Annotated in this window: 13 protein-coding genes; 4 read left to right on the top strand and 9 right to left on the bottom strand. The window is 63.7% G+C overall.

Features of this window, described 5'->3' with window-relative positions; all coding sequences use genetic code 11:
* Window positions 1–158 precede the first annotated feature (158 nt).
* From G6N37_RS15125 to G6N37_RS15090, 8 genes are all read right to left on the bottom strand, one after another.
* Entirely contained in the window at window positions 159–2,618 is a 2,460-nt protein-coding gene (locus G6N37_RS15125) for a CaiB/BaiF CoA transferase family protein (protein ID WP_102419656.1), read from the bottom strand.
* Between the two features lie 568 nt (window positions 2,619–3,186).
* The gene (locus G6N37_RS15120) at window positions 3,187–4,209 is read right to left on the bottom strand and encodes a DUF2889 domain-containing protein (protein ID WP_174813837.1); all 1,023 of its coding nucleotides are present in this window, start codon (window positions 4,207–4,209) and stop codon (window positions 3,187–3,189) included.
* Window positions 4,210–4,220: 11 nt separating this feature from the next.
* Entirely contained in the window at window positions 4,221–5,681 is a 1,461-nt protein-coding gene (locus G6N37_RS15115; RefSeq protein ID WP_102420100.1) for an aldehyde dehydrogenase family protein, read from the bottom strand.
* A 21-nt stretch (window positions 5,682–5,702) separates the two neighbouring features.
* Window positions 5,703–6,518: a mycofactocin-coupled SDR family oxidoreductase gene (locus G6N37_RS15110; protein ID WP_067923786.1), complete on the bottom strand. Its 816-nt coding sequence runs from the start codon at window positions 6,516–6,518 to the stop codon at window positions 5,703–5,705.
* A gap of 18 nt (window positions 6,519–6,536) precedes the next feature.
* On the bottom strand, window positions 6,537–6,749 hold the full coding sequence (locus G6N37_RS15105; protein WP_369807551.1) for a hypothetical protein: 213 nt from the start codon (window positions 6,747–6,749) through the stop codon (window positions 6,537–6,539).
* Complete coding sequence (locus tag G6N37_RS15100; protein WP_163685077.1) at window positions 6,742–7,173, bottom strand: Zn-ribbon domain-containing OB-fold protein; 432 nt, start codon at window positions 7,171–7,173, stop codon at window positions 6,742–6,744. The genes G6N37_RS15105 and G6N37_RS15100 overlap by 8 nt, the downstream gene beginning before the upstream one ends.
* A 16-nt stretch (window positions 7,174–7,189) precedes the next feature.
* On the bottom strand, window positions 7,190–8,389 hold the full coding sequence (locus G6N37_RS15095) for a thiolase C-terminal domain-containing protein (RefSeq protein WP_067923794.1): 1,200 nt from the start codon (window positions 8,387–8,389) through the stop codon (window positions 7,190–7,192).
* A gap of 4 nt (window positions 8,390–8,393) precedes the next feature.
* On the bottom strand, window positions 8,394–9,533 hold the full coding sequence (locus G6N37_RS15090) for an amidohydrolase family protein (RefSeq protein WP_067923797.1): 1,140 nt from the start codon (window positions 9,531–9,533) through the stop codon (window positions 8,394–8,396).
* Window positions 9,534–9,735: 202 nt separating this feature from the next.
* Here G6N37_RS15090 and G6N37_RS26025 point away from each other — a divergent pair, with 202 nt between their 5' ends.
* The 4 genes from G6N37_RS26025 (at window position 9,736) to G6N37_RS15070 (ending at window position 12,486) form a co-directional block, all read left to right on the top strand.
* Complete coding sequence (locus tag G6N37_RS26025; RefSeq protein ID WP_068052724.1) at window positions 9,736–10,047, top strand: CoA transferase; 312 nt, start codon at window positions 9,736–9,738, stop codon at window positions 10,045–10,047.
* Window positions 10,040–10,642: a TetR/AcrR family transcriptional regulator gene (locus tag G6N37_RS15080; RefSeq protein ID WP_102419657.1), complete on the top strand. Its 603-nt coding sequence runs from the start codon at window positions 10,040–10,042 to the stop codon at window positions 10,640–10,642. Before G6N37_RS26025 ends, G6N37_RS15080 begins: the two co-directional genes overlap by 8 nt.
* A 264-nt stretch (window positions 10,643–10,906) precedes the next feature.
* Window positions 10,907–11,734: an SDR family NAD(P)-dependent oxidoreductase gene (locus G6N37_RS15075; protein WP_067923805.1), complete on the top strand. Its 828-nt coding sequence runs from the start codon at window positions 10,907–10,909 to the stop codon at window positions 11,732–11,734.
* A complete protein-coding gene (locus G6N37_RS15070; protein ID WP_067923807.1) occupies window positions 11,734–12,486 on the top strand; it encodes an SDR family oxidoreductase in 753 nt (250 codons plus the stop codon). The genes G6N37_RS15075 and G6N37_RS15070 overlap by 1 nt, the downstream gene beginning before the upstream one ends.
* Before the next feature lie 52 nt (window positions 12,487–12,538).
* On the opposite strand, the gene G6N37_RS15065 is transcribed toward G6N37_RS15070, so the two are convergent.
* Entirely contained in the window at window positions 12,539–13,411 is an 873-nt protein-coding gene (locus tag G6N37_RS15065; protein WP_067923810.1) for an SDR family oxidoreductase, read from the bottom strand.
* Window positions 13,412–13,456: the final 45 nt, after the last annotated feature.

Here is a 13,456-nt window from a genome sequence, read left to right as displayed (position 1 = left end):
CGACGGTATACGCGTTCAGGGTGGTGTTGTCCGGGAAGTACTGCCGCAGAAAACGATTGGTGTCTTCGTTGCTGCGCTGGCGGAGCGTGAGCCACTATCGTGGCCGATGTCGCCGGCTTGGCGCCACACACGGCAACGCAACAAGCCCGTCGACACCTTTAACCGCATGCGATGATCCCTCGCGACCGCAGATCAGCGATCTGGTTGTCGTCGATGCCGATCTCGCTCAGAATTGCGGTCGTGTGCTGACCCACGGTGCAGCCTCCGCTGGCCTTTGTCAACGACCGGGAGAACCGGTAAAGCGGTGCCAGCCGAAGATGTTTGTCGAAGATGGGACTGTCAGCTTCCACCGAATACCCAGCATCGCGGCACGTGTCGCTTTGCAGGACGATGCCCGAATTGCGGTCGGCGACTTCGACGCATCCGACGTCCTGTGCGGTCAGCTCGTACTCCCACTCGAGTTTGGTCTTCGTCAGGAAGACCTGTTCCAAGACGCGTGCCAAGACATCGTCGTTGCGTGCCCGTGATGCGGTATCGACGAAGCGCTCGTCGCCCAGCAGGTCGACGTAGGCCTGCATAGCCTTCGCGAAAGGTTCCCATTCTCGCGCCAGGGGAGCGGCGAGAAACACCCAACCGTCGGCGGCGCGGTACAGCCGGTAGAGGGCCGTGAGGCCGAGGAACTCCGCGTCGGCTGTCGGCACCGGCGGCTGGTCGCGATAGCTGACGTTCGACCAGATGAGGGCGTTCTGAACCGTGCCCAGCATGGTGGTTTCGGTGTGGTGCATATCGATGCCGCGCCGCTTCGCGTAAAGGCACACGAGCAACGCGGAGGCGACACCCAGCGCGGCGATACCGTCGGCCTGCACCGCAGAAATCGTTCCGCCGGAGAACAGCGTGGCGGCCGTGCGGTGCAGGTCATCCAAGTCGGTCGGCGGGTGCATTGCGTCGCCGCTGTCGAGAACGGCCAGACCGGACGCCGCGGCGATGGACGGTGCGTACGCGGGTCGATGTCCGAATGGCCCATCGAGGCCGTAGCCGGAGGTGCTCAGGACTACCAAATCGGGGTTTATCGCCTTGAGCGTAGCTTCGTCGATCTTGGCTCGTTCAGCTGCTTGCCCGCGGAAGCACTGAACGACGATGTCGCAACGCTTTACCAGCTCGTATATCAGGCTGAGCCCCTCTGGTTTGGTGAAGTCGACCGCGCAGCTTTCCTTGCCTTGCAGCACCTTTGCACCACCAGCCTCCGGGAACGGAAGCATGTTTCGGATGTTGTCGCCGTCGAGCGGTTCGACTTTGATTACCCGCGCACCGAGGTCGGTGAGCAGCGTGGCGCCGTAGGGCCCGGCGAACATCGAACCGAATTCGAGGATCGTCGTCCCATGTAGAGGAAGTCCCGCAGCGACCTCACCGGCCGCAGGGAGGTTGGGCGGCTCCCGGCGCAACCCCCACACCGACGCATTGTGCTGTCCTACGCCCGGAGCTGGACGCAACGCCGCGAGTGGCTGGCCATCGGAGTGGATCAACGTCGACGGCTGGTGCACCGGGCCAAGCTCGGGGTCGTCCACAGTCACAGCTCGGCCTTGATGAAGAGTCTGGGGATGGTTCAGTGACTCGCTGGGTGTGCGGAAAATCTCGGCACTTAGATTTTCGTTTGCATCGAATGCCTGCTGCCATTCCGCGAGAGTGCGCGCCCTGACCCGCTCGATCATCAGGTCCCAGAATTCCGTGCGCAGTTCTTGCGTGGGTAGCGTGGGAAAACCCTCCCATTTTGGGTTCGCAAGTTCGGTCAACAAGTCGAGCTCTGTTAGCCAGGCATGCATCAATCGCGGCGATACCTGGGCGAACTGCAACCAGCGACCGTCTTTGGTGGGGGCCGCCAAGACCGAATACACCAGGGGGATCAGCGGGCGGCTCTGTTCGTCGTACACCGCGCCCGCTGGTTCGAAGGCGCCCGGATACCGGTCGAGCACTAATTCGTGGAACCAGTTCCAGGTATCGTTCGCCCCCACGCCCGTTACGAGATTGGATTCGACGACTTGACCGCGACCGCTCGAATCCCGCTCGATCAATGCTGCCAGGATTCCTTGCACGGCGGCGTGGGCCGCGCCCCAAGACGCATAGGGGGCCGAGACGTAGGCAGGCCCGCTTCGTGGGGTGACGCCACGCTTCTCGTGCATGATGCCGATCTTGGCCAGGACCAACGCTTCCCAGCCCTTGTAGTTTCGCCACGGGCCTTTCGACCCCCACCCGGTAATCGACGCGTGCACAAGTCTGGGGCAGCGCTGTGTCACCAATTCGGGCGTGAGTCCGAGGCGGCTCCCGTCCGCCGGCCGCGCGGTCGTCACGAGCACATCGGCGTTTTCTAGCAGCTGCCAGAGTCGTTGACGGTCGTCAGGTTCGTGGACATCGAGGGTGACCGAACGTCTGCCGCGTAGCAGCGCGGGCCATCCCGGGAGCTGTCGGAGGGAGCTGCCGTCGGGCGGTTCAACCAGGATTACGTTGGCGCCGCAATCGGCGAGGAACTGCGAGGTGTATGCGCCCGCCAGGGTGGTGGACATATCGACAACCAGCAAATCAGCGAGGGGCGGCCGGCCCGGTGCCGGAGTTACTGCTGCCATAAACGCTCCTCATGGGGAAAGACGCATGGTGTGACGTGTGTAACGCCAGGATGACACCCGAAACGGTTAAATGTCAAAACATTTGATGAACTGTCAAGACATTACTCGCGAGCCTCTCCGGCGCCCGAGGCAGCGCCATCGACCCAACCCAGATGCGCGGCGAGGGTGCGCACGTCGAAGACATCGCTGTCGGGGACCTGTTGGCGGACCGTCTTCGACTTATCTTGTGGTGCAACCACTATCGGGCACGAGGACGCCTGGCGACAATCTAATGGATCAGTGGCTGCTCGGTGAGTTCGGCGACGACCCGAACCGCTACACGGACGCCAAGTCTCGCAGAAACTACACCGGCACTTCACCATTGAACGTCGGGTGTGACCGGGAATCTCCATGTGTCAGTAGTGCTTGTCGTACAACCCTCCCGCCAGACGTGCCAGGATCGCCGGTGCCTCCAGTGGTTGGGCCGGGAGGAAGGCTGACGCCGCTTGTGTGAGCCGTTCGCTGCCGATGACGTCGGAGACGTCGAAATTCAAGGTAGGGGCATTGATGGTCCATTCGCCGGTTGTTCTCAGGGGGTGCTCAGCAGCGGGATCAGCGCCGCGGTATCGGCGACGCTGCGCAGCAGATCGTTCAGGTGCGTGCACGTCGACGTGCCGGCCAGCTCCTGGCGGACCCGGAAGTGCAGCTCGTCCAGCCTCATTCCGGTGATGCGAGTTGCGCTCGCAACGGCGCCTGGACATTCCTGCCAAGGCAGAACTCTGGGTATCGCCTGCGAGTGCAGTATGACCCCCGTGTCTGCATCTACCGATGCATCGAGCGTGTATTCGTGGATGATGGTCTCGGTGCTGTCGGCGCGGACATAGCTGTCGCGAAACATCGCACTGATCGACACCTTTGAACTATCCGAGCAGGGTTGAACGTCAAGTCGGCGCCGTCGTCGCATCCCGTGAACAGGCAGCGGGGCCATGGCGTGCCAGGCGAGTGGATCGGCCGGGTCCTCGAGCGCAGGGGCCGGCGGGCCGGTCACGACGGCGGGGTCACCGCCCTCGAACGAGGTCATCAGCAGACCGCCGGTGACGAAGCCGGCGCACCGGTCGGCGATCGGCAGATAACCTGACTTCGCTGCGACTCCGAGCACTCCCGACGCTGACAGCGCATGACCGGAGATGAGTGTGGCGACGGGGACATCATCGAGCAACGTATAGCGCAAGTCGCGGCGTCGCCGCAGATCGGGCGCGGCCTTGTCAACCGCAGCGCGAAAGCCGCTCATCGCCGGCGCCCCACTGAGATTCATGTTGGCAACGATCGGTTCGACCTCGAGGTGCTGAACGACCCGAGCGAACGTCTCGACCGTCGCTTCCAGGCGGGCGTGGCCCACCTCCGTCGTGGTGCCGTCGCACGCCGTCTTGACGTCGCGTGCTCGGCCCGACAAGTAGACCGGATCTATGGAGCCGGTTTTGCGCGTCATATCGATGGAGCTGGTTCGCCGCACTGAGCCAGGCAGTAGTCGCGGCGTCCCTTGGGTCGGCTCGTGAATTCCATGCAACGGGTGCAGGCCGAAACGTGGCGTGCCTAAGTCGTCTCCGCTCATACTTGGGCTAGTTAGGCGATGCTCACGCTCTTGGTCCACAGGAACTCGTCCAGCCCTTGCCGACCGCCTTCCTTGCCCATACCGCTGATGCCGATACCCCCGAAGGGTCGGTGCACCCCCAGGTTAATGGCGCCGTTGATCAGGACTTCTCCAGTCTCGAGCGCTTCAACGACACGGTGGGCGCGTTTGAGATTGTTCGTGAACAGGCACCCGGACAGCCCGTAGGGGGTCCTGTTCGCGATCTCGATGGCTTCGTCTTCGGTGTCGAACGGCATGATCGACAGCACCGGACCGAAGACCTCTTTTTGCGCCAGTTCGGAATTGGGGTCGACGTCTGCGAACACCGTGGGCTGCAGGAAGTATCCGTCCGCGAGGTCACCGCCGATGCGCTCACCGCCCGTGATCAATCGTGCGCCGTCCTGTTTGGCGCGGTCGATCATGCCCACGATCCGCTCCAGTGCTGCTTCATTCACGACAGGACCGCTCAGGGTGTCCAGATCGAACGGGTCACCCACTTTGATCATCGACGCGATCGCCGAGACTCGCGCGATGACGTCGTCATAGAGCGGTCTTGCCACGATCATTCGGGTCGGAAGGGCGCAGCCCTGGCCGCTCATCAAGCCCACCGACATCATCGTTCCGTAGCCGCAGGCGAGGTCAAGATCAGCGTCCTCGAAGATGATGTTGCCGGATTTGCCGCCGAGCTCCATGACTGCCGGCTTGATCTGCTCGGCACAGGTCGAGAGGATCTTGCGCGCCGTATCCGGGCCGCCGGTAAAGGTGACTTTTTTGACGAGCGGATGGGCGACCAGCCTCGCCCCGGCTTCAGCGGATCCGGGAACCACGTTGATGACGCCGGCGGGAATACCGGCCTCTGCAGCGAGATCCGCGTACAGATTGGCGCTGAAAGGGGTGAGCTCGGACGGCTTGATCACCACGGTGTTGCCCGCGGCAAGTGCCGCAGGCACTTTCATCGCCAAGGAGATGAGGGGGCCGTTCCAGGTGATGATCACGCCGATCACCCCGTAAGGCTGACTGAGTGTATAGCTGAACTCACCGTGGGTTCGGAACGAGGACGCGATGTCACTGCTGATCTTGTCGGCCCAACCCGCGTAGTAACGCGTCCACTCGACCGACATCGCGACGAGCCCGCCCACCAACCCCGACGGCGTGCCGTTGTCAAAGGTACCGAGGCGGGTGAAGTCGTCGGTGTTTTGCTCGATCAGGTCTGCAAAGCGCATCAGAATACGCCTGCGCTCGGCCGGATTGGTCTGCCGCCAACCAAGAAACGCGCCGTGGGCGGCCTCGACAGCCTCGTCGATCTCGGCGGCGCCTGCCATGGGGATCTCGGCGTCGGGTGTCCCATCGCACGGGTTGATGTGTTGGTAGGTGCCTCCAGACGCGGTATGCCGTTTTTCGCCGCCGATCCTCAGCGAGACTTCCGGGCGCGGCGTTGCAAGTGTCGACGTAATCATTGGCTCTCCCGTTGTGTGTTACCGAACCGCGAAGCCGGCGTCGAGGGGCCAAGCGGTGCCTGTGATGAATTTGGCCGCGTCGGAAACCAGCCATGCGACAGCTTCCGCGACATCTTCGGGTTGCAGGATCTGTATCGGAAGGACGTTCTGCATGGCGGTCAGCGCCGCGTCGTTGGCTTCGAATAGCTTGGCCATCGTCTCGTTCATCACCATGCCGGTAGCCACCCCGGTTGGGTGGATGGTGTTGACTCGGATTGATTGTGGCCCAAGGTGGTTGGCCCACACCTGCATCAAAGCTACGAGACCGCGTTTGGCGGCGGCGTAGGCCTGGCCACCTGCACGGTCGGTGCCGGTGGCCTTCAAACCAGCGCTCGAGCTGGTGATCACGATCGATCCGCCGCGGCCGCCGTCGATCAGAGCGGGGATCGCCGCCTCGACGGTGTTCCACACACCGACCAAGTTCACGTCGATGATGTCGCGGAAGATCTCGCGTCGCTTCGAGCCTTCACTGAGTCGCACGATTCCGGCGTTGGCCACCACGATGTCCAGGCGCCCGAATTCGGCGACACCTTCGCGGACAACAGCGTTGACGGCGTCGGCGTCGCGAACGTCGGCTTGGCGGGCCACAATTCGTCGGCCACGATCCTCAACGAGCTTGACTGTCTCTTCGAGGTCAGCGGGGGTCGCGTTGGGATAGTCCATGGAGTCGATGTCGGCGCAGATGTCCAGCCCGATGATGTCGGCGCCTTCACTGGCCAGGCGGACGGCGTGCGCGCGACCTTGCCCTCGAGCCGCGCCGGTGATGAAGGCGACTCTGCCTTCGAGATTCCCCACGAGTTTTCTCCTCTGACCTCAGTGCGGCGGGCTGCCGGTGTGGATGCGTGCCAATCTCAAACCGTCTTCGGAGTCGTCGACCTCGACGCTCCAGTTGCCGCACGAGCACCAGGCACGGAAGCGCCCGTTGTCGGGCAGGATCGCCTGCCCGTCACAGTCGCCGCCGGTGTTGGCGATGCTGGCGAAAAATTCGAGCGGTTTCTCGTGCAGGGCGCTGTCGTCGTCAGCCACCAGTGGCTCCGTTGTACGGCCGGAAAATTGGAAGCATCCAGCCATCGGCGATGGGCGAAAAGTCCACGCGCAGCGCCATTCCGATCGTCAAATCGGTCGGCGCGATGTCGACGACGTTGCTCACCAGTCGCGCACCCGGTGCGTCGGGCAGGTCGACGACCGCTGGTACCAACGTCAATTCGGGCATGCCGGGAATGCCGTGCACAACCGCGAAGCTGTAGACGGTCGCATCGCCACTCAGCTGAACCCAGTTGACGGCCGTGAACTGGCATTCCGGGCAGAACGGTGTGGGCGGCAGCCGGAAGGATCCGCAGTCGGCGCACTGCGGGGCGACAAGACGTTGCTCTTTGGCTGCCTGCCAAAACGGTTCGGTGTGTTTGTTGACCGCGATCCGGATGTGCTCGCCGGGAAGGGTTGTCGCCAGTGTGGCGGGGGCGCGCTCATGCGGCGCGCCCCAGGATCAGACCGCTGACCGGCAGACTGGCCGGCCCCCCGGTGATCAACGCGAGTTCGGCGTCGGTCACCTGGTTGATGGCGGTGCCGCGCATCTGCTCGACTCCTTCCATGATATGGGTCATGCCAACGATGTAGGCCTCCGATAGTTGACCGCCGTGTGGGTTGAGCGGGATCGAGCCGCCGTCGTAGCGAATCGCCCCGCTCTCCACGAACGCGCCGCCCTCCCCCTTCTCGCAGAATCCGTAGTCCTCGAGTTGCATCAGCACCATCGGGGTGAAGTGGTCGTAGAGCAGCGCCACGTCGATGTCGGCGGCGCTGATCCCGGCCTGCCGGTAGAGCCGCTCGGCGATCGGCTTGTTACCCGAGGAAGCGAAGTACTCATCGGGCATACCCATCCACGCGAACGCGCGACCCCACTGCTTGACTCCACCATGGGCGGCGGCGACCACTGGGACCGGTGGTTGGCGCAGATCGCGGGCACGGTCGGCGCTCGTCGTGATCACCGCGACGGCACCGTCAGTCTCCTGGCAGAAGTCGTAGAGGCACAACGGTTCTGCGATCATCCGCGCGTTGAAATAGTCTTCGAGCGTCAGTGGTTCCCGGTGAATCGCCTTGGGCCGGTTCAGCGCATTGGCCCGCGTCGAGATCGCGATCTCGGCGAAAGCCTCGCGCCGCGTGCCGTAGAGATGCATATGCCGACGCGCCAACACCGACATCAGCTGACCCGGACCGAACAGCCCCGACGGCTGCAGGAACGAGTTGATCGCGTCGGGCTCCATCGCCGAGAACACCGCTCCCAGACGCTGTTTGGACTGCTGCAACGCCATCACAGTGACGACCACAGAAGCATCGCCGGCGACAATCGCCGCACGCGCCAGCCCGATCGCCCCGGCCGAACCACCGCCGCCCGAGGTCAGCGCCGCGGTGAACCGGACCTCCGGTATGCCGAGGGTTTCCACGAAATCGCCGGTGTCCATCTTCTCGGCGTACCCGGCGCTGGCACCCGAGTAATAGGCAAAACCGTCGATGTCGCGCACCGATAGCCCGGCATCCTCACAGGCGGCGAGGATCGCCTCACCGGCGAGTTCGGTTACGGTCTTCGGCAACGACCCGCCCCGCTTGTAGTAGGGCGTCGCGCCAATTCCGACGATGGCGACGTCACGCAGACCATCCGAATTGCCCACCAGTTCAGATGCTTTCGGCTGGTACGGGCGGGACGTCGGGGAACAGCTCGAAGAACGCGCCCTGCGTGATGCGCAGCCGTGTATCGTCGCTGACCCCGTCGAACAGCGTCTTAAGCGTGTCCTGGGTGTGGCCGAACGTGCCCTCCATGTGCGGATAGTCGCTGCCGAACATCACGTTGCGATACCCCATGTGGTCGAAGGCCGCCACCGCGGTCTCGTCGTGCTGGAACGACGCGTAGACCTGGCTGTAGAGGATCTCCTTCGGGCTGCGGCTCAGCTTGGGCCGCACCGCCATATGGTGCTGGCGATACCCCTCCAGCAGACGGTCACCCAAAAACGGAACCCACGTCGCGCCGCCCTCAGAGATCAACACCTTCAAGTTCGGATGCCGGTCCAGTGCACCGCAAGCCACCAGCTTCATGGTGGCCCGCTGCCCGGAGAATGTCGTCTCGGCGTAGTTCATGATGGCCCCACCCGGGCCGCGATATACCTGACCCGCGCCGCCGGTCACACTGTTGCCGGCCTCCACGGGCACCGGATCGGTGCCGATATGGAACGCGAGCACCATGCCGGCCTCCTCGGCCGCCGCCCATAAGGGCTCCCAGTCGTCGCGGTGCCAGTCCGGGGCGCTCGGGTGCGGCGACGTCGGCAGGAACACCGCCTTGAACCCCTTGCCGGCCGCCCACTGCAGTTCCTCCACCGCGTCGTCCACCACCAGCGTCGAGACCTGCGCTGTGACCACATAGCGCGGTGACACCGCACAGATCTCCTCAAGCGCCCACTCATTGCTCGCGCGCATGCACGCCTTCAGCAGCTCCGGCGTCCGGAACGATGAGGCCCACATGCCCAGCGACGGAAAGATCACCTCACCCCACACGCCCTCCTGATCCAAGTCGCCGAGCCGCGCCCGGGCATCTCGCAGGCCCTGCGGCTTCGAGGCCAACTCAACGAAGGCCACCATCGCCGACGACGGCAGCTTCCGCCGAAAGATCTGACCGTCGACGTAAACCGTCTCGTACTCACCGTCGGGATCCTTCTCCGACCGCGGACACAACTCGGCCAACCGCTTCGGCAGCCGGGATTGCCAGAGATCGTCGGGTTCCAGAAAGTGTGAATCACCAGAATTCGTCCAGATCTTGGTCATGCCTGCCTCCAACCGGGTACTGGCTTTTGAAAAAGCATTTTTCACTAGGCTAGGAGGCTGGGTGTCACATGTCAACGGCGATTCCACCGATCGACGGATTGAATCCCCAGCGCTGGCAGGTTATTGTGCGACACAAGCCACGTACATTGGCTCGGAATGCGATGCAGTGCCGAAAACCGACCTTTCGCAGGAGTCGCGTCGAATGCCCTCGACCTCCGACGCCCTTGCCGCCCCCGAACCGACGACACCGCTGGCTGGCATCCGCGTCGTCGACCTGTCCACCACGCTGCCCGGCGCGTTCTGCAAGCAGTTCCTGGCGGACCGCGGGGCAGAGGGTTTGATGCTCGAGGCGCCCCTGCGGTTTTCGTCGCTGGTCGGGCCGAGTCGGTCGGAGATCAGGGCGCCCGGCGGACGTCTGGCCGGGCGGCACACGGTCGCGGTGCTGCGGGTGTTCGGCTACGATGACGCAACAATCGCGAAATGGCAGGACGCCGGTGTAATCCATTGTGGCTGAGACTCGGACGATCAGTCGCTCATCGGAGCGACAGCACATCATCGACGCTGCCTACCGGTGCTTGGATCGCAGTGGCGAGTCGCTGACATCCATCACCGAGATACTCGATGAAGCCGGTCTCGGCACGCGGGCCTTCTACCGGAACTTCAGCACCAAACACGATCTTCTGTTGGAGATGTTTCGGAGGGATCGCAAGGCGGTGCAGGAGCAACTGCGCGAGGTAGTGGCGCGCGCGGAAACCCCGGTGGAGGCCCTGCGGTCGTGGATGACGCACATGTTCGAGCTGGTGTCGAATCCGCGCAAGCGCAAGAGGGTGGCGATTTTCTACTCCGAGGAACTGCGGCGCACTCCAGGTTATGCGCGCGAACTCGAAATCGGGATGGCGGCCGATCAGGCATCGATCGCCGCCATACTTCACCGAGGCAAAGCAGAAGGAATCTTCACCGCGTGCAGTCCGGAGGTGGATGCTCGGTCGATTCGGGCGGCTTTCGAGGCCGCACTTCTCGACCGGTTTCACCAGAAGTCGACGACAGACGTCACCGACGAGGTCGACTATCTGCTGGGTTTCGTGCTGCGCGGTCTGGGCGCCGCTTAGTCTTTCAGCAAGGAAGCGAGCTTCGTGCCGATCGTCTGAACATGTCTCAGCGCCCACTCTTTCGGCATCCCACCCAGCGACGCCCAGAAGAACACGGTCTCGGTAGTGTCGCTCGCCTGAGAGTTCGTTGTCACTACGCACCAGCCTAAGCTAGAATCTACTGATATATAGAAAGTATGGTCACGACCGATCTCTCGATGCGTGTCTCGCGATACCGATCGCCCAGCGTTCACGCACGGTGCCAGCAAAGGACGGTGTCAGCACATGGGCTCGAGTGAATCATTGAGGGGCAAAGTCGCCGTCATCACCGGCGGCGCCAGCGGGATCGGTTTGGCTACGGCACGAAGGCTGGCGGATCGGGGTTGCAAGCTCGTGCTGGCCGACATCGAACAGGCGGCTTTGAACTCAGCTGCAGCGGAACTGCCTGCCGGCACCGAGGTGTTGCCAGTCCGTACTGACGTCTCCAAGCGTGCGGACGTCGAGAGCCTTGCAGCGCGCACAAGTCAGCACTTCGGCCCCGTCGACATCTTGTTCCTCAACGCCGGCGTGGGAGCCACGGGGCCGCTGGTCGACGCAACGCACGAGGACTGGGAGTGGATGATCGGCGTCAATCTCTGGGGTCCCATTCATGGTGTCGAGGTGTTTCTCCCATCGATCGTGCGGGCCGCCCGGAGTGCGCACATCATCTTCACGGCATCGTTCGCGGGCCTCGTCGCCAATGCAGGACTGGGTCCCTACTCGGTCACCAAGTACGGTGTTGTGGCGCTCGCCGAGACGCTGCATCGTGAACTGCGCGAATCGCTGGTAAAGGTCAGCGTGCTCTGCCCGATGAAGGTCGGGACGAACATCGAGCACTCGCATCGCAATCGCCCGGCTCACCTCGGCGGTCCGAATGCCGCCTCCGATGTTGACTTCGACGACCCTGGATTTGCGGGCCGCATCGTGTCGCCCCACGACGCCGCGAAGATCGTCGTCGACGCAATCGGTTCCAACGAGCTGTACTTGTTCACTCACGAGGAGTGCCGCGAGCCGATCGCGCGCCGATTCCGAAAGATCGACGCCGCGTTCGAGACGTCCCCGAGTCGAGCGTGATGGCCGACGGCACGCATGCGCGTTCTGCCCTCATCACCGGCGCCTCTCGCGGGATCGGATTGGCTATCGCACGGCGCCTGGCCGAGCGGAACATGGCGCTTACCATCACCGCTCGCAACGAAGAAGCCCTGGTGGCGGTGCGCGACGAACTCCGCGAATTAGGCGCGCCTGCAGTACTTTCCGTCGCCGCGGACATCGCTGATCCGGATGCCCCGGTCGGTCTGATCCGGCGGCACCGTGACGAATACGGCGACATGTCGGCATTGATACTCAATGCCGGCGTCGGTACGGCAGGGTTGATCGCCGACTACCCGCTGAAGCGACTCGACAAGACCATCGCGGTCAACTTCCGGAACCCCTTCGTCCTGATCCAGGAAGCCTTGCCGATGCTCCGCGCGGCGGTCGCTCGGCATCCGTCTGAGGGGGCCAAGATCATCGTGCTTTCCTCGATCACCGCCATCTACGCCGAGGCCCAACTGGCTGCGTACGGCGCCTCGAAGGCCGCGATTGCCTCGCTGGTGGACACGCTGAACGCCGAAGAGTCGGGCACCGGCATATCTGCTACCGCGATCGCGCCTGCCTACGTCGACACCGACATGTCGGAGTGGGTACGTGGCCGCATCGCGCCCGAGGAAATGATCCCGGCCGAAGACGTGGCGACCTTGGTCGAGTTCCTGCTGAGGATGTCGGCGCGCTCGGTCATCGGTCGGGTCGTGATAGCGCGGGCAGGCACCGACGGCTACGAGGCGTAACGCCCGAGAGGGCCGCCGCGTCGCACCCGTGGCGGCCCTCTCGGGCGTGCATCTAGAGCGCGTCGACGTCGAAGGTGGCCAGCTTGGCGGCTGAGACGTCAGTGATCTCGTCCCACTTCGCCGCAACATCGTCGATGCTCGGCGCCGCCCCGGTGAAGGTCACGCCGTCGGTCTGGAACAACACGGCGCGCTGCACCTTGCCGCCGCCCACGATGAACACCGAAGCGCTGTCGGAGTTCTCCTCCGTCATCAGGTAGCCCACCACGGGCGCGACATACTCGGGTGTCAAGCGCTCGAAGACCTCCGGTGTCATGATGTCCTGCGTCATGCGCGTCGCGGCGATGGGCGCCACGGCGTTGGCCATGATGTCGTATTTTGCGCCCTCCTGCGCAAGCGTATTGATCAGCCCGACAAGTCCCAGTTTGGCCGCGCCGTAGTTGGCCTGGCCGAAGTTGCCGAACAGCCCGCTGGTCGAGGTGGCGACGACCACGCGGCCGAAGTGCTGCTCGCGAAAGTGCGGCCACGCGGCGCGGATGACGTTGTACCCGCCGTAGAGATGCACCTTCTGCACGGCGTCCCAGTTGTCGAACGTCATCTTGTGGAAGGTGCCGTCACGCAAAATGCCCGCGTTGCTGACGACGCCGTCGATCTTGCCGAATTCATCGAGCGCGGTCTTGATGATGTTTTCGGCACCCGCTGGCTCGGCCACGCTGTCGTAGTTGGCCACTGCGCGCCCGCCGGCGTCCAGGATCTCCTCGACCACATCGTCGGCCATGTTCTGCCCGGCGCCGCTGCCGTCGCGTGCCCCGCCGAGATCATTGACCACAACGCTGGCACCCTCTCGCGCGAGCGTCAATGCATACTCGCGTCCCAAGCCGCCCCCGGCTCCGGTGACGACGATGACCCGATCCTGCACTCCTGCCATGAATGTTCCTTCCTGATGATGCCGAACGGCGGATTTGATGGTGGT

The organism is Mycobacterium seoulense, from assembly GCF_010731595.1.
Classification (GTDB): Bacteria; Actinomycetota; Actinomycetes; order Mycobacteriales; family Mycobacteriaceae; genus Mycobacterium; species Mycobacterium seoulense.
The sequence above is the reverse complement of the archived record's forward strand: the minus strand, read 5'-3'. Positions and strand labels throughout refer to the sequence as shown.